This is a genomic window from Qipengyuania polymorpha, assembly GCF_019711435.1.
GTDB lineage: Bacteria > Pseudomonadota > Alphaproteobacteria > Sphingomonadales > Sphingomonadaceae > Qipengyuania > Qipengyuania polymorpha.
In genome coordinates this window covers 328,254-347,941 of the sequence record NZ_JAIGNK010000003.1, presented here as the reverse complement: position 1 = coordinate 347,941, position 19,688 = coordinate 328,254, and the positions used below count along the sequence as shown (strand labels likewise).

Below are 19,688 nucleotides of genomic sequence, written 5' to 3'. Positions count from 1 at the left end.
GCCTTATTGTATTTGGCCGATTTACTGGCTGGCGAGCTTGCGCTGCGCGCTCTCCATCAGGATGGAGTCGTGCGGCACTTCGCCGAGCACTTCGGTCTCGCCATTGGCGTGGCGGCGGACCATGACCAGCGCCATGTCCGGACCCTGGCGCGCGACGGCGTCGAGCGGGAAGTGCTCGATGACATCCTGCGGCGCGCGGGCGTGATGCTCCGAAGCGATGACCGCCTTGATCGAGACATCGAAAGCACGGCCGACGGCTTCGTAGAGAGCACGGCGGCTGAGATCGTTGGTGTTGCGCGCCGCTTCCGACAGGTCGCGCACGGCGGCGAGCAGGCCGGTCAGGCTTTCCGGCTCGGCAGTATCGGCAACGGCGATGTCCTGCGCAGGCTCGACGGTTTCGACCGCTTCGACGACCTCGACCGTTTCGACGGTCTCGGCGCTCTCGAGGACTTCTTCCTCCTCGATGGCTTCGGCAGGAACATATTCTTCCGCTTCCACCGGCTCCGGCTGGACCTCGGCTTCGACTTCCTCGACCTCGGACACTTCGAATTCCGCGCCCAGTTCGAGCGGCTCTTCGGCAGCCTCGACGGGTTCGTCTTCGGCTACCGGTTCCACGGGGGCGGGCGAGTAATCGTAAGTCGCTTCGCTGACCGGCTCATATTCGGGCGGAGCTTCCGCGACCGGCTCGTCTGCGACCGTAGCTTCGAGGTACTCTTCGGCTTCAATCTCGTCGACCGGTGCCTCTTCGCTCAGTACGAGCGGAGCGTAGGCCTCTTCGTCGACTTCCGATTCAGCCGCGACATCTGCCAGTTCGAGCGGCTGCGTTTCTTCGGCTTCGTAAGTCTCGGCTTCCGCAGCGACTTCGACCGGCTCGACTTCTTCGTAAGCCGGTTCTTCGCTGATTTCAGGCGCGTAGTCATACGCAGCTTCGCTCACTGGCTCGTAGCTATTGTCGGCTTCGGCAACCGGCTCGACTTCGGCCGGCTGCTCGTAGCTGGCAGGCTCGTAGCTGTCCTCGTCGCAAGCCTCTGCCTCGTCTTCCTCGCTGTAGGGCTCGGGCGAGAGCAGCGAATCGACCGACGGGGCCTTGGGGCGGAACAGTTTACTGGCGTCGGCTTCCTCGGCCTCTTCCGGCTCGGGCGTGTCCGACAGCGTCGCGAGGTCCACCGTCTTCTTGCCGCGCGTTCCGGCATTCACCAGCGAGAGCAGGCGCGAGTTGAGGTCGATATTGGCGAGCGGGTTCACCAAATCGTCGACGTCTTCCTCTTCGGGCTCGTCCTCGTCCCATTCGGGCAGGCCATAGTCGGCTGCGGTGGTGATGCCGCCGGGCGCGGGCGCCTCGTCTTCTTCGGCTGCGGGCGCGCCGCCGATGGGATTGCCGAGCGCGTCGGTCAGGCGCTGGCGCTTGGGCGCGGCGTCCTGCGGGGCTGCCTCATAGGGCGTCGAGTTGTAGTCTTCGGTCACGGCTTCCTCCGGCTGGGAGTGGACAGCTTCGTAAATGGCGGGATCGTTGGCTTCGAACTCGTCTTCGGCTGCGGCGTCCTCGTTGGCTTCGTCATCGCTTTGGCCGAAGCTCGGGGTCGGCAAGTCGCCGAAGGCGCCTGCTTCGTTGAGCGCCGAGCCGCGCAGTTCGAGGATGTTGTCGTCGCTTTCCCAATGGTCGCCGGCCTCGTCGAACGCGGCCTCGTCGGCCACTTCCTCGACTTCCTCGGGCTGCGCGTAGCTTTCGAAATGGACGATATCGGCAGTGGGGGCAGGCTCGGCCTCGACTTCGGGTTCGATGGCGGTCATGGAGTAATCCATCGCGCGGTCGATTTCCTCGAGCAGCGCGTCGGCAGTCTGCGCGTCGGCGACTTCCTTCCAGTTCACCACGGCATAGACGAAGTCGATGGTGTCGTGGTCGCTCGAATAGGGCAGCAGCACGCCGCGGTAGGCCACGGTCTGGCCGCGCGCATTGGGCGATTCGGCTTCGAAAGTGACGGGCCCCTGCGCCTGCACGACGCGGAGGTAGTTTTCGGCAATCTTCGACAGCAGCGAGCCTTCGGGGATCTCCTGCAGGGTCTCGATGGGTTCGGCCTCGCGGCATTCCTTGGCAAGCTCGTCACCGATGAACTGCAGCGTGGGCGTTCCGCTGCCGGTCGAGAAGTCGAACAGCACCGAATAGGGGCCGAAATCGCCGAGAAACTCGGGCTCGAGGTCCTCGATATGGGGCAAGTCCTGCTCGCCGAGCAGGCTCGACCAGTGGTTGTAGGCGCGCACCTGCATGCGGCGCTCGTCCTGGCCTACCGGCGAGGGCGGCGGGTTGGAGTGAGCGCCCGTATCGGTGTTGGCGTCGTAGGCGGAATCGTCCGATGCGTCGTCGAATTCCTGCCCCGCGCCGAAAGCGCCGAAATCTCCGCCAAGCCTGTCCATTGCAGCAATCGCCCCTTGAAAAGAGTGTTCTTCAAGGCTGGGCTATGCGCCCGACGTGCTGAAAAAATGGTTAAAGAGACCTCAACCCTGCAGCTTTCGGCAGGCCAGCGTCAGAGCATGTAGCGCATCTTGATGGTCATGGCCCGGTCTTCGTCTGCCATGTCGAAGACGGCATCCTTGAAGCTGGGCGGACCCATGCGCACCGGCGCATCGCGCGAGAAGCCGAAGCCTTCCTTCGGCATCATGCCCAGCGCGCGGTCGGCCTTGCCGTTGGCGTTCTCGTCATGGAGCAGCGCAATGGCGTAGCGGCCGGGCTTTACATCGGTGAAGGTGACCGTAAGCGTGCCTTCATGGGCGGCGACCTTGGCCGATTTCGCGCCTTCGACGCCCCGGCACTTGGGGAAGCTCTTGTCGCTCGTGGTCATGCAGGCGAGCACGACCCCATCGGCGTTGCGCAAGTTCGTCACCGTCACCGTGATGGTCGAACCGGCCTCGGGAGCAGGCGCGCCCGCGCCCAGCGCCAGCGCGGCCACCGGCAGGAGGGCGGCGCGAATCATATTCTTGCGCTCAAACCCTTGTCGGTTCCGCAGAGCCGGTCCCAGAACCGGAAATAGAGGCCGTAATTGCATTTGTACTCTTCATGGTGACGTTGGTGATGGCTGGCGGTTATCAGCCATCCCCCTAACCTTGAGTGAACCAGCGCGCGCGGAAACATCTCCCAGCCCATGTGGTTGGTGACGCCCATCACCGTCATCACCATCAGCACCAGGCCGAGCATGGCGACATGGATGGGGACGAGGAAGACCAGGAGCGGGATGACAATCGCGCCGGTAATCGCCTCCCACGGGTGGAAGCTCATCGCCGCCCAAGCGGTCGGCGGGCGGCTGGCGTGGTGGACGGCGTGCATGGCGCGGAACCACTTGGGTCGGTGCATCAGCCGGTGCGTCCAGTAGAACCACGTGTCGTGAAGGAAGAGATAGAGCAGCGGGGCAAGAGGCAAATACCACAGCGGCATCGCGTCCCATTCGGTATAGATGCGCGTCCAGCCATGCTCCTGCCAGCCCCAGGCGACCACGCCTGCCGGAACGCCGTAGATGGCCGCCGAGGCGAGCGACCAGCCGATTTCCCGGCGTATCTGCGGCCCCAGTTTTGCGTGATAGCCGGGCAGACGCCGGTTGGTGACCAGCGCGAAAATCCCGCTTGAGGCAAGATAGCGCACCGCCACGATGGCGGTCATGGCAAGCGCGGAGAGGATGATGGCGGTCCACATAAGCAGCGCACCCTATGCCGCAAACCGGGGCGCGATAACAGGCGCTTCTATTCGCTGTTCCCGGTCACTCGCTATTGCCCCAGGGCGCGCAGTGCGGGTCCGCCCCGACCGCGGCACGGCGCAGCGAGGCGCGGGCAATCCGCTCGACCTCGGTCTTGCGGCGCGCGGCAGCGAGAGGCTGCAGCGGGGCGGGCCGTACGATTTCGCCATCGTAACCATCGGCCACCACGATGCCGCAGCAATCGGGGCGGTAGTCCTCGCCGTCGAGCACGGCGCGGTCGAGATGCGGCGGCAGGCCCCAGTAGAAGCGGTCGCAGAAATCGAGATAGTCGGGCCACTTGCCGTCGCCGAGCAAATCTCCGCGCTGCACCTTCACCTCGACAATGATGATGCGCCCCTTGGGGTCTAGCCCCATCAGATCGGCGCGGCGGCCATTGCGCAAAGGCATTTCGGGCAGCAGCCACACGTCGTTGCGCGCAAACAGCCGCTGGATGCCGCGGCAGACGCTGCCGGCGTCAGGCAGGGTGTCGAGTACAGGGGAATCGCTCATGGCGATTAACTGGAACAGAATGGGAACGCGGTCAAGCCGCGAGCGGTGAGATTATTCTGCCGGAGCAAGCGCGAGGATGGCCTCGCGCGCATTGTGGAACTCGCGCCACAATGTCAGCGCCGCGCTGGTCGTGTCCTGCCCCTGCGCGGTAAGCGAAAGCAGCGCGCGAAGGCCCGGCTGCATCACGGCGGCAAGGTCGTCGACCCCGCGCACGACCATTCCCAGCTTGGCCCCGCCGATGGCGACAGCGCGTTCGGGAAGCCCGCGGATTTCCGCATCGACCGGCTCTTCACCAAGCTGTGCAAGGATGCCCACGGCAGCGGCCGCCTCATGAACTGCGTCCCACTGGACCGAGAGTGCGGCTGGCTCATTGATGCGCAGATCCTGCTCGCCTGCGGGCGGCAGCATCGTCGCAAGCGACAGATCGAATTCGTGGGACATTGCGCTCATGAAGGGCAAGCTACGCCGCCCCGCTTGCCAAATTCCTAACGCGCGATTCACTTAAGCGATTTTTCTAGCCCGACCTCGCCAGCCTTGCTAAGCGCCCCCGCCTAGACAAGCACCCGTAGCTCAGCTGGATAGAGCGCTGCCCTCCGAAGGCAGAGGTCACAGGTTCGAATCCTGTCGGGTGCGCCAAGGGCAGGGTTCGCGAAAGCGGGCCCTGCCCTTGGCGCATCATGACGAGACGAACCTAGTTCGGAGTCATAGCGAAGCGAAGACGGGGCGGCGCAAGGCGCCGGCCCAATCCTGTCGGGATTGTTCCATTTTCGCGCTACCGCTCCGCTGCTTGAGCGCGCCCAACGCATTCAAATTCACTTCACGCCCATTCAGCCCACGTTAGCCCGCTACCCCCTAAGACAAACCCACTGTTGCTGCAGTGCAACAAAACTCTCTCGCGCAGAACTGGCAATTCCAGCCGGATGCGTTACATAACGATGACAGAATGTGACTCTTCGGAGAAACAGGTGGGCTGGCCCGCCCCCTTGGGGCAGGGATAACGGGATCATGGAACGAACGATCTACAACTTCGAGCAGTTCGACCGCCTCGCGGACGATTATGCGCATGCGCCGCTGGAGGTACAGCCTTCGGGTAGCCGCGGACAGGCTGTTCGCGTGGGCGTCATCCTCAACCGCCGCAGCCACCAAAATGCCGTCGAGACGCGCGAATGCGAAGACCGCAGCAACGTCACCATCGCCTGCCCCGACACACGGCTGGGCATTGCGCATGAACTCGCGCGCATGGCCGAGAAGGGCATCGACCTGCTCGTCATCAGCGGCGGCGACGGCACGGTGCGCGACGTACTGACCATGGGTCAGCCCATATTTGGCGAGAACTGGCCGAAGATCGCAGTCCTGCCCAAGGGCAAGACCAATGCGCTGAATGTCGATCTCGGCTCGCCTTCCGACTGGACGCTGGCGCAGGCCATCGACGCCTACAGCAAGGGGCGCACGGTCAAGCGCCGTCCGCTCGCGGTGCGGGCTGCGGGCACGAGCAATCCTGCCATGCTCGGTTTCATCTTCGGAGCAGGCTCCTTCACGCTAGGCGTCGATGCCGGGCAGGATGCGCACCGCATCGGCTTCTTCAACTCGATTGCCGTCGGCGTGGCGAGCGCCTGGGGCGTGCTGCAGGCCTTGTTCGGCAGCGATGCCAACCGCTGGCGCCGCGGCGCGGAGATGGAGCTTAGCTACCTTCCTTCTGGCGAGGCCATGCCGCATTCGCGCCATGGCGACCCTGCGAGGCGCAACGTCATGCTGGCCTCGACGCTCCAGACGATGCCGCTCGACATCAAGCTGTTCGGCAAGGGGCAGGAGGATATCCGCCTGCTCGTGCTCGACCATCCGCGCCGCCGCGTGATGTTCTCCGTTCCGGCAATCCTTGCCGGCTGGCATCCGCGCTGGCTTTCGCGCGCCGGCCTGCATCACCTTTCTGCCGAAGGTTTCGCGATCACGCTCGATTCGCCGTTCATTCTCGATGGCGAGCATTTCGAGGGCGGCAGCTACACGGTCGAGCTGGGGCCCGAACTGACCTTCGTCGCCGGGTGAGCGCAAACCTCCAGGACAGGATTGCCGCATCGCTTTCGCGTGAACCGCGTGGCGAGGTCGCAGCCTATGCCCGCATGTTGGGCGAGGAAGCGGGTGCCAGCGCGGTGCTCTTCTACGGCTCGAACCTGCGCACAGGCTCGCTCGAAGGCGTGCTCGATTTCTATGTCCTGCTGCCAGGCCCCCAGGCCGAGCGTATCTGGCCCAAGGTCAGCTATCGCGAGTGGGAGCATGAAGGCGAGGTGCTGCGCGCAAAGATCGCCACTATGAGCCTTGCAAAATTCGCCGAGGCTGCGCGCGGGGATAGCCGCGACACCACCATCTGGACGCGTTTCGTGCAGCCGAGCGCGCTCATCTGGGCGAGCGATGAGGATGCGCGTAGCGCGGTTGCGAAAGCGATCGGGGATGCGGCCTGCACCGCTTCGCGCTTCGCGGCCGTGCTTGGCCCGCGCAAGGGCGCGCCCGAAGACTTCTGGCGCGCGCTCTTCCAGGCAACTTATCGCGCCGAATTCCGGGTCGAGAAACCGGGGCGCGAGGATTCCATCCTCTCGGTCAATGCCGAGCATTTCGAAGGCTTGCTGGCGCAGGCTTGGGAAGCGGCGGGCATCACCTACCATCGCGAGGAAGGGCAACTCGTCCCGCGTATTTCAGCCGAACAGCGCGATAAGGTTCTGGCGCAGTGGAAGCGGCGCGAGCGGCTCGGAAAACCGCTCAACATCCTGCGGCTCGCCAAGGCGACCACCACCTTCGAGGGCGCCGCGCGCTACGGCGCGTGGAAGCTGGAGCGGCACACCGGCATTGCGCTGGAAGTTACGCCGTTTCGCGAGAAGCACCCGCTCCTCGCCATGCCCGGTGCCGCGGTGGAATTGTGGCGCGAGAAACGCCGTCGCCGCTAGCGATCAGCGGTAGCGCATGCGGATGGAGATGTTCTCCACCCCGCTGCCGACATCGAAGCCCACCTTCTTATAGCTCGGCTTGCCGAGGTTGAAGATGTTGATGCTCGGGTCGTTCGACATCGCGCCGCCATCACCGAAGATATCGGTCTTGCCGTCGCCATCGAGATCGTGGCGCACCGCGATGCCGTAATGGCCCGGTGCGGGAAGCGGCATGCAAAAGCGCATGGTGCCAGCCTTGGCGGGCGCTTCCATGCGGTAGATCCAGCGGCCCTTCTCGAGCCAGTCCTGCTTCGTCGCGCGATAGGACTGGATGCGGATGGTGCCCTTGCTTTCCTTCACATCGGTGATGGAAACCATGACGGCAGGTCCCTTGCCTGCCGAACACTTGCCTGGATCGTGCGCGATCTTCTCGCGATATTGCGCCTCTGCGGGCGCGCTCATTGCAAGACCCGTGAGGGCGAGCGCGGCGGTTCCGGTGATGGCTGCGAGTTTGCTGGTCATATGAATGGCCCCGTCAAATCGTGTTCGGGCGCGCAAATCAAGGCGCGCCGAGTGCGGCAAATCCTGCCTTTTCTTGGCTCCCATATGCCGCAGCCTCAGTGAATTGCGCCTGAATTCCACGTTCAGTCGCCCGCGAGCCGGCCCTTGTCGAGGCGGATGACGCGGTCGGCGATGTCGGGGAGCAGACCCCTGTGCGCGATCGCGATCACCGTGCGCGTCTCGGTCATGGTGTGGAGCGCGGCGGCGATGGCCTGCTCGCTGGCAGCGTCGATCGCGCTGGTCGCTTCGTCGAGGATGATGAGGTCGGGGTCGAGCATCAGCGCGCGGGCGAGGGCGATGCGCTGGCGCTCGCCACCCGAAAGCGCGCGGCCACCCTCGCCGAGGTCGCAATCGATGCCTTCGGGAAGCGAATGGACGAAATTGGCCGAGGCCTCGTCCAGCGCGCGCCGCATCTGGTCTTCGCTCGCATCGCGAGCGGCCCACAGCAAATTGTCGCGCACGCTGCCAGAAAACAGCACCGGCTCCTGCTGGACATAGGCCACCCGCGCGCGCCAGGCGCGGCGATTTGCGTGCGTGATTTCGATATCGTCGACGTTGAGGCTGCCCTCATCGGGCGCGATCAGCCCGGCTGCGATGTCGGCCAGCGTGCTCTTGCCGGCACCAGAGGGCCCCGTGAACACGGTCAGTTGCCGCGCCTCGATGGTGAGGTCGAGCGGTCCGAGCGCGGGACGCTCCCCCCGGTGGCGCAGCGAAACGCCGTCAAGCCTGATTGCGCGCGACAGTGACACGGCAGGCCCTCGCGCCTCATCCTCGCGGTGCTCGTTCGCGCTGCGGATCGTGGCGAGCGCCTCTTCCAGCGCCGGTAACTCGTGGCTCCAGCCCTGCCAGCTTGCCTGGATTTCGGACAGCAGCGGCAGCGCGCGCACGAAGATGGCGGCGAGCGGCAGGAGGATCGGTAACGGCATGGCGAGGCCGCCGAGCGCTAGCCACGCAAAGCCCGCCGCGACCATCGCGCCGCCCATGTGCAGGACGGCGAGGCCCAGCGCGCTGTCGCGGACATAGGCACGCTCGGTCCTGCGCAGGCTGGCCAGCTCGCGCTCGACTTCGTCCGCGGTCCGGTCCTCGCGTCCGTAACTCTTGATCACGCGCAGGGCCCCGAGCGTTTCGCCCAGCTGCGCGTGGAGCCTCTCGTGCCTGCGCGACAGCGCCTCGCCGAGCTTGCGCGCGCGCCTCCTCAGGGGGGTGAAAAAGAGCAGGACCAGCGCGCCTGCTGCCGCGCCCGTGAGCGCTGCGGCAGGGGAAATCGCCAGTGCCGCCAGCCCGAGCGCGAGCAATCCGAGGCTCAGCCGCACGAGCCGCGCGACCAGTTCGACGCCATAGCCCGCACGGTCGATATTGGTGATCAGCAGCGCTTCGCTTTCCCCCTGGCGCATGCCCGACAGCCAGCGCCAGCGCGCGTGCAGCAATCCGTCGACAGCCTGCATCCGAAGGCCGTCGACCACCGCGACCTGCAAGTCCTGCGCGGCGAGGCGGCGGGCCACTTCGGCCACCGAGCGCAGCATGACGAGGCCGACGAACAGGATGAGCAGCGCGCCCAGTGGCAATTGCGGCAGGGTGAGGCCAAAGGGCAGGGCGTTTCCCGTCCCACCGGCCTGCGCCAGGAAGGGAACCAGCAGGACGAAGCCAACTCCCTCGCTTGCCGCAGCGACGAGCGAGAGCAGCGCCAGCCGGACGAACCGCGCCCGCGTTCCGATGCTTACGATATCGCCAAGCGGAAGCCTCATCCTGCTGCTATGGCGCAGGATGCACGGACAGCATAGCCCTAGAGGTCGTTGCGCTGCTCGACATGGCCGACGAAGCGTGCCGCAAGGATGGCGCGGGGCAGGGCAAGACGGCGTGCCCAGTCCTGTTCCCAGCTGAAATCGGGTTCTTCGGGCCAGTCGTCGATGAGCGCCTGCAAGCGGTCGATATCGAGCGCTTGGCCGAGGAACGGGTGGCCGCGCGCGGTCTCCAGCACTTCGCGCATGGCCTCGCGCTCGGGCGTCATGCGTGCGTGCCAGTCGACATTGTGCTGGCCGTGCAGCCGGTTGGTGCGAATGGCCTCGGGCACGCGGCCACGCCCCATCAGGCGCGCAAACCGTCGCTCCTCACCGTCCCATGCGAAGGCGCGGGTCGGCAGGCTCATGCAGAACTCGACCAGCGGGCGGTACATGAGGACGTCGCGCTTGCGGATGCCGTAAAGCTGCTCGAAGGCGAGGTCGACATCGCGGCCCGGACCGTCGGCATCGCGCCACTCGCGCTGCACCGTATCTGCGCGGGAGCGGTCGTGGGTGAGGTCGGCCCAGGCCGAGGCAGTCCCGCGCGCCGCGGCCCGTTCGGCCTGCTCGCGCCGTGCCGCAGGCGAAAGCGCGGTGATCAGCGCGGTCATGTCGGCGCGTTCGGGATGGACCAGCCTGCGGGCAAGCGAGCGCAACGCGCGCGGGAGTTGCGGCAGGACGGTATTGGCCAGCAGCTTACGCCACAGAGGACGAGCATCGCCGGGGCGGTTTCGCAGCAGGCGGACCAGCTGCCTCCATTCGCCGGACCGTGCATATTCGACATAGGCCGAACGTCCCGACTCGCTGATTGTGCTGTTGCCGAAATCGGCGGTCAGCAGGCTGTCGCAACCGAGCCCGCGCGCGGCTTCGTAGACGTTGTGGTACATGCCGACATTGGCGAGCCCGGGTGCAAAAACCTCGCTCGCGGCAAAAACCTCGCGCGCGCGGCGGTCGGGTGGGCCGACATCGGCGCTCGCCAAATGCCAGTCGAGGCGCGGATTGGCCTTGGCCATGAGCTTCGCGAACCGCCGCTCGTCGCCCATGGTGCCGGGCTCTTCCTTCCCCTGCCAGCGATGGTCGGGGACAAAGGTTATGGCCTGCAGGCGCTGGGGCTCGGGCAAAGCGCCGAGCAGCGCATCGGCGACCAGCGTCGAATCGAGCCCGCCCGACATGGCGAGGGCGGGTTTGTCTGCCCAGCGCAGTGCCGCCACTGCGGCCTCGTCGAGCAACTCCAGCGCGCGGCTTACCGCGGCTTGCTCGTCATACTCTTCGGCCGGCATCGGAGGCGGTGGTTCGTACCAGCGCAGGACGCGGCGCTCTCCGCCGTCGATGCGTACGGCGGCCCCAAGCGGGACCATCCAGATGTCCTCATGCCACGCCCGCTCGTCGCCCGAGCGCCAGTCATAGGCAAGTTCGTCGACCACCCTCTCCCAGTCGGGCTCGCGCGGGGCGCCGGCCGCGAAGAGCACGCGCAGCAGTGGTGAGGCGACGGTCCGTCGGGCGTCGCTGTGGTAATAGAGCGGCGGCGCATCCCATGGTGACCGGGCAAGGTGGAGAGTCCCGTCCGCAAGCTGTGCAATGGCGGCGTAACTGCCGACCATGTGACGGTCGGCATCCTCGCCCCAGCGCTCGAGGGAGGCGGCATAGATGCGGGCCGGGTCGTCCGACGCCAACCCGAGCTTTCGCGCAAGCCCTGCTGCATTGTCGAGCCAGCCCGTCAGCGCGACATGGATGTCTCCCACCGAGGCCAGGTAATCGCGGTCCGAAGCCATCGCAGCGAAAGGCCCTGCTTCGATGGGCGTGGCGCGCCGCTCTCCGTAAAGCGCCAGGCTGCGCAGCATCGCGTCGACAGGAGGGCAGACGCCTCGCGCCCTGCCATGCCAGGCGGCAATCATAGCGGCGCTTCTTCCTGCGCGGTCAGGAACGCTTGTTGTTGTTGGCCTGGTCGTTGGGTGTCCAGCCCTGGGCGATATCCCGCATCGTCCCGAGCTTCACCAGTTCCGGCGTTTCCCAGCGCGGCTTGCTGCCGGCCTCGTCCTGTTCGTGCTTTGTCATGCCAAGTTCCTTCCCCGCCTGCTTAGCAAGGCGCGGTGCGCTCTACCAGCGCGGCGCTTTCGAATTGCCCGACGAGGGCCTTCACATCTGCCGCGATGACAGCCGGATCGCCCCGGTGGCGTTCGGCCATCAGCGCTGCAATTGCGTCTGCGTTGCGCGTACCGTCGATCGCGTCCCACACGGCCTTCGCCGTGCCGGAAAGCGAGAACAGCTCCCCGCCGTCGAGGTCGACGATGAGCAGTTCACCATCGACTTCGGTGGCGATGAAATTGTCGGTCAGCTTGCGGATTGCACCCATGCGCGCGACTCCTAGCGTTGCTGCCGGTGCAATCAAGGCTGCTCGTTCGTGGATAAGCCTGAGGACAATCTTGTGGAAGCATGGTGGAGACGGGTATTTCGGCTGCCATCAGGCTAACCCCAGACAAGCGAAAGCCGACCGGCCCCATGACCGTCCCGCTGATTTCACCCAGTATCCTCTCCGCCGATTTCGCCCGGCTGGGCGAGGAAGTCCGCGCTGTCGACGAGGCGGGGGCCGACTGGATCCATATCGACGTGATGGACGGGCATTACGTGCCCAACATCACCATCGGCCCGGCAGTCGTGAAGGCACTGCGCCCACACACCACCAAGACATTCGACGTGCATCTGATGATTGCGCCGGTCGACCCCTATCTGGAGGCATTCGCCGAGGCCGGAGCGGACATCATCACCGTCCACCCCGAGGCGGGGCCGCACATCCACCGCACGCTTCAGGCGATCAAAAACCTCGGCAAGAAGGCAGGTGTGGTGCTCAACCCCGGCACGCCTGCGAAGATGCTCGATTACCTCATCGAGGAAGTGGACCTCGTGCTCGTGATGAGCGTCAATCCCGGTTTCGGCGGGCAGAGCTTCATCCATTCGCAACTGCGCAAGGTCGAAGCCATCCGCAAGATGATCGACAAGAGCGGCAAGGACATCCGCCTGGAAGTCGACGGCGGGGTCGACCCGACCACCGCGCCGCTGTGCGTTGACGCTGGCGCGGATGTGCTGGTGGCCGGCTCTGCCACCTTCCGCGGTGGGCCTGATAAATACGCCTCGAATATCGCTGCCTTGAAGGGGCAGGGATGAGCGAGGGTCACTCCGGCCTGCTCAGCGCCTCGCACGAAGATGCGGGTCACGAGGTGCAGGTCGCGCTTCCCCTGTTCGACGAGCCGGAGCCGCTGGTCGAGGAGGAAGAAAACTCCGACCAGATCGATATCGAAGAGGCTATCGAGGCTGCAAAGACTGAGCCCGAGGCTGCTGCCGAGCCGGAAGTCGCGGAAAAGTCGGAGCCGCATGTCGTTGCCGCCCCGCTCCCTCCCGAGCCCCAGCCTGAACCCGAAATAGACCCCGAGCCGCTCGAGCCTGCCCGCGCGCTCGTGCCGGCCGATTTCGCCCTGCCTCATGGCGGTGCGCTCGATGCGCTTATCCGCTGGGGCTACAAGCTCGGCGTGCCCGGCTCGGTGCTCGCCGCTCCGCTGCGCAAGCCTGCCAAGCTGCGCTTCATGGCGATGGTCGAGACCCCGCTTGCGGGTGACCGGATTGCTGGAATGTCGCTGCGTGCGGGGCAATTGCAGGTTGCAGGCCTCAAGGCGCCGACCGCCAAGCTCGACTATGGCTCGCCTTCGAAACTGACCGAGCCATTCGCGCGCGCCGTCCATGGATTTACCTGGATGCGCGACCTCTCGTCCTGCGCCCCGCGCGGACAATGTGCCGACACCTCGGGTGCCATCTTCTCGGCATGGCTCGCCAAGAACCCTGCGCCGGGCAAGGGGCCTGCGTGGGATGTCGAACTTGCAGGCCTGCGCCTCCTCAACTGGCTGGTGCACACGCCGGTCCTCCTGTCGGGGGAGGGCGAGAAGCTGAAACAGCCGCTGCTCGACGCCATCGACACCACCGCGCGCTGGCTCGACCGGCAGGTGGCGAGCGGCGAGGACCGCATGGCGCAGGTCACCGGCTGGGCCGCTATCGTTGCCGCCGGACTGCTGCTGCCCGACGGCAAGCCGCGCCGCCTGCATGGCGAGGCCGGGCTGCTGCGCACTCTGGGCGAGCTGGTCAGCGACGATGGCGGCGTGCTTTCGCGTAGCCCCACCGCGCAGGCGCAGGCCATTGCGCTGCTGGTCGACTTGCGCGCCTGTTACGAGGCGGTGAAGCGCGAGCCGCCCGCCGCGCTCGATGCGCTACTCAACCTGCTCGTGCCCGCGCTGCTTTCGCTGCGCATGGGCGACAAGGGGCTGGGCAGCTGGCAGGGCAGCGCTGCGATGAGCGAACCTGCGCTGGATGCGCTCGTTACTGCCAGCGGCGTGCGCGCACGACCGATGGTAGATGCCCGCCACTGGGGCTACCAGCGGGTGCGCGCGAAAGATGGCGTGCTGGTGATGGACGGCGCTCCACCGCCCAAGCCGCGCCATGCGCGCCATGGCTGCGCCTCGACGCTGGCGTTCGAATTCTCGCACGGGTCCCAGCGCATCGTCGTCAATTGCGGCGGTTCGGAACTGGCCGGCGCGCTCGTTCCTGCGCGTATCGAGCAGGGCCTGCGTGGCACCTCGGCGCATTCGACTTTGGTGCTCGACGAGGCCAATTCCACTGCCGTCCTCATCGGCGGGCAAATCGGCAAGGGTGTCGAGGAAGTCGACTTCAAGCGCGAAACCATCCAGCAGGATGCGCGCAAGGCGACCAGGTTCGAGGCCGTGCACAATGGCTATGTCGCGCGCCACGGCCTGCTCCACCGCCGTATCCTCATCCTGTCGGACGAGGGCACCGAATTGCGCGGCGAGGATGTGCTCGAGCCCTCCACCCGCAAGGGCAAGCGCGGCAAGATCGGTTTCGCCGTCCGCTTCCACCTCGGACGCGGGGTCGATGCGAAGCTGACCGAGGATGGTATGGGCGTGCATTTGGCGCTGGCCGACGCAAGCTACTGGCAATTCCGCCTCGCAGGCTCTAGCGGCGAGGCGCACTGCACGCTGGAGGACAGTCTCTGGGTCGATGGCCAGGGCCGTCCGCATGGCACGCAGCAAATCGTGGTCGAAGGCATGGCCGCTCGCAGCGGGGAACGCTTCCCCTGGCTGCTCAAACGAATGGGGTAAGATTTCGTGGGTGATGTGAGCATCAAACGGGCACTTCTCTCGGTGTCCGACAAGAGCGGTTTGGTTGATCTGGGCAAGGCGCTGGCCGCCAAGGGTGTCGAGCTGGTTTCCACCGGCGGCACCGCGAAGGCGCTGCGCGAGGCAGGTCTCGAGGTGAAGGACGTGTCCGACCTCACCGGCTTTCCCGAGATGATGGATGGCCGCGTGAAGACGCTGCACCCCATGGTCCACGGCGGCCTTCTCGCCGTGCGCGACAATCCTGAACATGCCGCCGCGATGGAAGAACACGCGATTGGCGCTATCGACCTCGTAGTGGTCAATCTCTATCCCTTCGAAGCGACCGTCGCCAAGGGCGCGGAGCGCGACGAGATCATCGAGAATATCGATATCGGCGGACCGAGCATGGTGCGCAGCGCGGCGAAGAACCACCAGTATGTCACCATCGTCACCGACCCGGCCGATTACGGCACGCTGGTGGGGGAACTGGAAGCCAACGGCGCGACCAGCCTCGACTTCCGCCGCAAATGCGCGGCCAAGGCCTTCGCGGCCACCGCAGCCTATGACAGCATGATCAGCCAGTGGTTCGGTTTCGCCGACCAGCAGCAGACCTTCCCCGATTTCCTCGCCGTCAACGGCAAGGCGCCGGTGGAACTGCGCTACGGTGAGAACCCGCACCAGAAGGCGGCGCTCTACACCCCGGTCGGCCCGCACGGCAAAGGCATCGCGCAGGCCGAGCAGCTGCAGGGCAAGGAACTCAGCTACAACAATTACAACGATGCCGATGCCGCGCTCGAACTCTGTGCCGAATTCGCAGGCGGCGAGCCGGCGGTGGTCATCGTCAAGCACGCCAATCCCTGCGGCGTGGCGCAGTCCTCCAGCCTCATCGAGGCGTGGAACGAGGCGCTCGCCTGCGACAGCGTCTCGGCCTTCGGCGGCATCGTCGCGGTGAATACCGAGCTTGACGGCGAGACCGCCCGTGCCATCTGCGAGATTTTCACCGAAGTCGTCATCGCGCCCTCGGTCAGCGACGAAGCGCGCGAGGCTTTTGCCAAGAAGAAGAACCTGCGCCTGCTCGTCACCGGCGACCTGCCGGACCCGCGCCGCGGCGGACTGCTGGTCAAGCCCATTACTGGCGGACTGCTCGTGCAGACGCGCGACAATGGGGCGATTTCGGAGGCCGATCTCAAGGTCGTCACCAAGCGCGAACCGACCGAGCAGGAACTGAAGGACTGCCTCTTCGCCTGGACGGTCGCTCGCCACGTGAAGTCGAATGCCATCGTCTACGCCAAGGATGGCGCGACAGCGGGCATCGGCGCAGGCCAGATGAACCGCCGCGATTCCTCGCGCATCGCTGCCATCAAGGCTGCCGAGGCGGCGGAGAAATACGGCTGGGACCAGAGCCGCGCCGTCGGCAGCGCCGTGGCCTCCGACGCCTTCTTCCCCTTCGCCGACGGCCTGCTCGCCGCAGCCGAGGCGGGGGCGACTGCGATCATCCAGCCTGGCGGTTCGATCCGCGACGAGGAAGTCATCGCGGCAGCCGACGAAAAGGGCCTCGCCATGGTGTTTACCGGAATGAGACATTTCCGGCACTAAGGGGCCCTCGCAGGGCGGTCGGTACGAAGGTATCTGGCTGTCCTGAACGCTGCACAACCAAGCCATTCAGCGCCTTTAAATCGCGCAATCTGTAACCACGTGGGATAAGTCCACGGAAGAATACGACATGAACCTCTTCAGCCCCGACCTCTATCGCAATTTCGGCCTCGGCTTCCTTGCCGGGACTTTCGTTGTCGCCTTTGCCAACGGAGGCGAAATCGTCTCCGCCATCGCGGCCGTTATCCAGTGAAGCGTTTCGCCCCCCTGATTGCGGCGGGCGCACTCTTCGCCACTGCAGCCTGCCAGCAGCCAGCACTCGCCGCCGAGAAGGTGGTCGAGGCGCCTGCCGCCGCGGTGAAATCGAAGGAAGGCAACGGCCTCAAGACCGCCATTTTCGCAGGCGGCTGTTTCTGGGGCGTGGAAGCGGTGTTCAGCCATACGAAGGGCGTCACCAGCGCCGTCTCGGGCTATCATGGCGGCACGAAGCGCCAGGCCGATTACAAGCTCGTCTCCTCGGGCGTGACCGACCATGTCGAGGCGGTGAAGGTCACTTACGACCCCAGCGTCGTGCGCTATGACGAGCTGCTGCGCATCTATTTCTCGGTCATCATCGACCCGACGCTGAAAAACCGCCAGGGCCCCGACCGCGGTGCGCATTACAACGCCGAGCTGGTTCCCGTCAGCGCAGAGCAGCGCAAGGTCGCCGCGGCCTATCTCGCGCAGCTGAAGAAAACGAAGCTGTGGGACCGCCCCATCGTCACCAGCATCAGCCCTGCGCGCAAATTCTACGCCGCCGAAGCCTACCACCAGGATTTCGCTGCCAAGAACCCGCGCCATGGCTATATCTTGCGCTGGGATGCCCCCAAGGTGGCTGCATTGAAGCGGCTCTACCCCTCGCTCTACCGCGCCGAGTTCCGCCGCAACTGACTTGCGCGCGGGGCACGCCGCTCCTAACTCTTGGCGCATGGCAGGACATTCGCACGCGCATAAGGAACATTCGGGCGACGCTCTCATCGATGCGGCCCGTCTCACCCTCACCGATTCCGGCGAACAATGGACCGGCATGCGCCAGTCCGTGTTCGAGGAACTCGCGCGGCACGAGAAGCCTGCCAGCGCCTACGACATTGCCGACAACCTCTCGGCAGCGCGCGGCAAGCGCGTCGCACCCAACAGCGTCTACCGCATCCTCGACCTGTTCGTACGCACCAATCTCGCGAACCGGATCGAGAGCGCGAATGCCTACCTCGTCAACACGCATCCGGGCTGCCGCCACGATTGCATCTTCCTAATTTGCGACGACTGCGGAAAGGCGACGCATATCGATGATGAGCGCGTGACCGGTGCTCTGCGCGAAGCTGGCAAGGACGCGGGCTTCACCGACGTGCGGCCGGTGGTCGAACTCAGGGGTCTGTGCGACGACTGCGCGGCCTAAGTTGCGCCAGACTGTGCATTTTTGTCGATAAGCCGTTCATCGACAGTTCGGAAAAGTCGGTGTAGGGCATTCGTATGAGTGAACGCCCCCATACCCCCTTGCTCGACACGGTCGACACCCCCGCCGACCTTCGCAAACTGAAGCAGGAACAGCTCCGCCAGCTGTCCGACGAACTGCGCGCAGAAATGATTGACGCGGTCGGCACCACCGGCGGACACCTCGGCTCCGGGCTGGGCGTGGTCGAGCTGACCACCGCCATCCACTATGTCTTCGACACGCCGACCGACAAGCTGGTGTGGGACGTCGGCCATCAGTGCTATCCGCACAAGATCCTCACCGGTCGCCGCGACCGCATCCGGACGCTGCGCCAGGGCGGCGGCCTGTCAGGCTTCACCAAGCGTGCCGAGAGCGAATACGACCCCTTCGGCGCAGCGCATAGCTCGACCTCGATTTCGGCAGCGCTCGGCTTTGCCGTCGCAAACAAGATGCAGCAGCGTCCGGGCCGCGGCATTGCAGTCATCGGCGACGGCGCGATGAGCGCGGGCATGGCCTATGAGGCGATGAACAATGCCGAACAGGCGGGCAATCGCCTCGTGGTCATATTGAACGACAACGATATGTCGATTGCGCCGCCGGTGGGCGGGCTCTCGGCCTATCTCGCGCGCATGGTGTCCTCGAGCGAATATCTTGGCCTGAGGTCGATGGCCTCGAAGATCGCCCGCAAGATGGGCCGCCGCGTGTGGGGCGGGCTCGAAAAGGCGGAAGAATTCGCGCGCGGCATGGTGACCGGCGGGACCATGTTCGAAGAGCTTGGCTTCTATTACGTCGGCCCGATCGACGGGCACAATCTCGACCATCTCATCCCGGTGCTCGAGAATGTGCGCGACAGCGAGCAGGGTCCGGTGCTCATCCATGTCGTCACGCAAAAGGGCAAGGGCTACGCGCCTGCCGAGAACAGCGCCGACAAGTACCACGGCGTCGCCAAGTTCGACGTCGTCACCGGCGAGCAGAAGAAATCGAAGGGCGGCCCTCCGGCCTATCAGAATGTCTTCGGCGAAACGCTGGCGAAGCTCGCCAATGACGACCCCAAAATCTGTGCCATCACCGCCGCTATGCCGAGCGGCACGGGCGTCGACAAATTCGCCAAGGCGCATCCCGACAAGGCCTTCGACGTCGGCATTGCAGAACAGCACGGGGTGACCTTCGCTGCGGGCCTCGCGGCGGAAGGCATGCGCCCATTTGCCGCCATCTATTCGACCTTCCTCCAGCGCGCCTATGACCAGGTGGTGCACGATGTCGCCATCCAGAACCTGCCCGTCCGCTTCGCCATCGACCGCGCCGGACTGGTGGGCGCCGACGGCTGCACGCATGCAGGCAGCTTCGACATCACCTATCTCGCGACGCTGCCCAACATGGTGGTGATGGCCGCCGCCGACGAGGCGGAGCTGGCGCACATGACCTATACTGCGGCGAAATACGACGATGGCCCCATCGCCTTCCGCTATCCGCGCGGCGCTGGCACTGGCGTGGAAATCCCCGAGCAGCTCGAACAGCTCGAGATTGGCAAGGGCCGCGTGGTCCGCGAAGGTAGCAAGGTCGCCATCCTGTCGCTGGGCGCGCGTCTGGAGGAGGCCAAGAAGGCCGCCGACCAGCTCGAGGCCAAGGGCCTCTCGACGACGGTCGCCGACATGCGCTTCGCCAAGCCTCTCGACACCGCGCTGATCGAAAAGCTGATGCGCAGCCACGAGGTGGTGGTGACGGTTGAGGAAGGCGCCATCGGTGGCCTTGGGGCGCATGTGCTGACCTTTGCTTCAGATGAGGGCCTGACCGACAGCGGTCTCAAGGTCCGCACCATGCGCCTGCCCGACATCTTCCAAGATCAGGACGACCCGACCAAGCAGTATGACGAAGCCGGCCTCAACGCGCCGCATATCGTCGACACGGTGCTGAATGCGCTGCGGCACAACAGCACGGGCGTGGAAGAGGCGCGGGCGTAACGCGAAGACCGATGCCGACAC

Annotated in this window: 19 protein-coding genes and 1 tRNA gene; 10 read left to right on the top strand and 10 right to left on the bottom strand. The window is 65.5% G+C overall.

What is annotated here, in order from left to right:
- Positions 1-21: 21 nt before the first annotated feature.
- The 5 genes from K3152_RS10440 to K3152_RS10420 all read right to left on the bottom strand — a co-directional run bounded on the left by K3152_RS10440 (position 22) and on the right by K3152_RS10420 (position 4,682).
- Positions 22-2,412 carry a hypothetical protein gene (locus K3152_RS10440; protein ID WP_221574051.1) on the bottom strand — a complete coding sequence of 797 codons (2,391 nt, stop codon included), beginning with the start codon at positions 2,410-2,412 and terminating at the stop codon, positions 22-24.
- Positions 2,413-2,522: 110 nt separating this feature from the next.
- Positions 2,523-2,969, bottom strand: a complete 447-nt coding sequence (locus K3152_RS10435) for a DUF2141 domain-containing protein (protein ID WP_221574050.1) — start codon at positions 2,967-2,969, stop codon at positions 2,523-2,525.
- Positions 2,966-3,682, bottom strand: a complete 717-nt coding sequence (locus tag K3152_RS10430; RefSeq protein ID WP_221574049.1) for a sterol desaturase family protein — start codon at positions 3,680-3,682, stop codon at positions 2,966-2,968. Before K3152_RS10430 ends, K3152_RS10435 begins: the two co-directional genes overlap by 4 nt.
- Before the next feature lie 64 nt (positions 3,683-3,746).
- Positions 3,747-4,232, bottom strand: a complete 486-nt coding sequence (locus tag K3152_RS10425) for an MmcB family DNA repair protein (protein WP_221574048.1) — start codon at positions 4,230-4,232, stop codon at positions 3,747-3,749.
- A 51-nt stretch (positions 4,233-4,283) separates the two neighbouring features.
- Entirely contained in the window at positions 4,284-4,682 is a 399-nt protein-coding gene (locus K3152_RS10420) for a hypothetical protein (protein ID WP_221574047.1), read from the bottom strand.
- 109 nt (positions 4,683-4,791) lie between these two features.
- On the opposite strand from K3152_RS10420, the gene K3152_RS10415 reads away from it, so the two are divergent.
- The 3 genes from K3152_RS10415 (at position 4,792) to K3152_RS10405 (ending at position 7,168) form a co-directional block, all read left to right on the top strand.
- Positions 4,792-4,868, top strand: a tRNA-Arg gene (locus tag K3152_RS10415).
- 369 nt (positions 4,869-5,237) lie between these two features.
- Positions 5,238-6,275, top strand: a complete 1,038-nt coding sequence (locus K3152_RS10410) for a diacylglycerol/lipid kinase family protein (protein WP_221574046.1) — start codon at positions 5,238-5,240, stop codon at positions 6,273-6,275.
- Complete coding sequence (locus tag K3152_RS10405; protein ID WP_221574045.1) at positions 6,272-7,168, top strand: hypothetical protein; 897 nt, start codon at positions 6,272-6,274, stop codon at positions 7,166-7,168. The genes K3152_RS10410 and K3152_RS10405 overlap by 4 nt, the downstream gene beginning before the upstream one ends.
- A 3-nt stretch (positions 7,169-7,171) precedes the next feature.
- Here K3152_RS10405 and K3152_RS10400 read toward each other — a convergent pair whose 3' ends face one another.
- From K3152_RS10400 to K3152_RS10380, 5 genes are all read right to left on the bottom strand, one after another.
- Positions 7,172-7,669, bottom strand: coding sequence for a DUF2141 domain-containing protein (locus K3152_RS10400; protein WP_221574044.1), 498 nt, complete (start codon positions 7,667-7,669; stop codon positions 7,172-7,174).
- Between the two features lie 122 nt (positions 7,670-7,791).
- The gene (locus K3152_RS10395) at positions 7,792-9,453 is read right to left on the bottom strand and encodes an ABC transporter ATP-binding protein (RefSeq protein WP_221574043.1); all 1,662 of its coding nucleotides are present in this window, start codon (positions 9,451-9,453) and stop codon (positions 7,792-7,794) included.
- A 38-nt stretch (positions 9,454-9,491) separates the two neighbouring features.
- Positions 9,492-11,381, bottom strand: coding sequence for an asparagine synthetase B family protein (locus K3152_RS10390; protein WP_221574042.1), 1,890 nt, complete (start codon positions 11,379-11,381; stop codon positions 9,492-9,494).
- 22 nt (positions 11,382-11,403) lie between these two features.
- On the bottom strand, positions 11,404-11,541 hold the full coding sequence (locus tag K3152_RS10385; RefSeq protein ID WP_221574041.1) for a hypothetical protein: 138 nt from the start codon (positions 11,539-11,541) through the stop codon (positions 11,404-11,406).
- 22 nt (positions 11,542-11,563) lie between these two features.
- Entirely contained in the window at positions 11,564-11,839 is a 276-nt protein-coding gene (locus tag K3152_RS10380; RefSeq protein WP_221574040.1) for a PqqD family protein, read from the bottom strand.
- A 146-nt stretch (positions 11,840-11,985) separates the two neighbouring features.
- Here K3152_RS10380 and rpe point away from each other — a divergent pair, with 146 nt between their 5' ends.
- The 7 genes from rpe to dxs all read left to right on the top strand — a co-directional run bounded on the left by rpe (position 11,986) and on the right by dxs (position 19,667).
- A complete protein-coding gene (rpe, locus tag K3152_RS10375) occupies positions 11,986-12,648 on the top strand; it encodes a ribulose-phosphate 3-epimerase (protein WP_221574039.1) in 663 nt (220 codons plus the stop codon).
- Complete coding sequence (locus K3152_RS10370; RefSeq protein ID WP_221574038.1) at positions 12,645-14,645, top strand: heparinase II/III family protein; 2,001 nt, start codon at positions 12,645-12,647, stop codon at positions 14,643-14,645. Before rpe ends, K3152_RS10370 begins: the two co-directional genes overlap by 4 nt.
- A 6-nt stretch (positions 14,646-14,651) precedes the next feature.
- On the top strand, positions 14,652-16,238 hold the full coding sequence (gene purH / locus K3152_RS10365; RefSeq protein WP_221574037.1) for a bifunctional phosphoribosylaminoimidazolecarboxamide formyltransferase/IMP cyclohydrolase: 1,587 nt from the start codon (positions 14,652-14,654) through the stop codon (positions 16,236-16,238).
- A 127-nt stretch (positions 16,239-16,365) separates the two neighbouring features.
- On the top strand, positions 16,366-16,488 hold the full coding sequence (locus K3152_RS14305) for a hypothetical protein (RefSeq protein WP_282098362.1): 123 nt from the start codon (positions 16,366-16,368) through the stop codon (positions 16,486-16,488).
- Positions 16,485-17,165 carry a peptide-methionine (S)-S-oxide reductase MsrA gene (msrA, locus tag K3152_RS10360; RefSeq protein ID WP_221574036.1) on the top strand — a complete coding sequence of 227 codons (681 nt, stop codon included), beginning with the start codon at positions 16,485-16,487 and terminating at the stop codon, positions 17,163-17,165. Before K3152_RS14305 ends, msrA begins: the two co-directional genes overlap by 4 nt.
- A 37-nt stretch (positions 17,166-17,202) precedes the next feature.
- Positions 17,203-17,670 (top strand): Fur family transcriptional regulator, encoded by a 468-nt coding sequence (locus tag K3152_RS10355; protein WP_221574035.1) that lies wholly within the window; start codon positions 17,203-17,205, stop codon positions 17,668-17,670.
- A 74-nt stretch (positions 17,671-17,744) separates the two neighbouring features.
- Positions 17,745-19,667, top strand: coding sequence for a 1-deoxy-D-xylulose-5-phosphate synthase (gene dxs / locus K3152_RS10350; protein WP_221574034.1), 1,923 nt, complete (start codon positions 17,745-17,747; stop codon positions 19,665-19,667).
- Positions 19,668-19,688 lie beyond the last annotated feature (21 nt).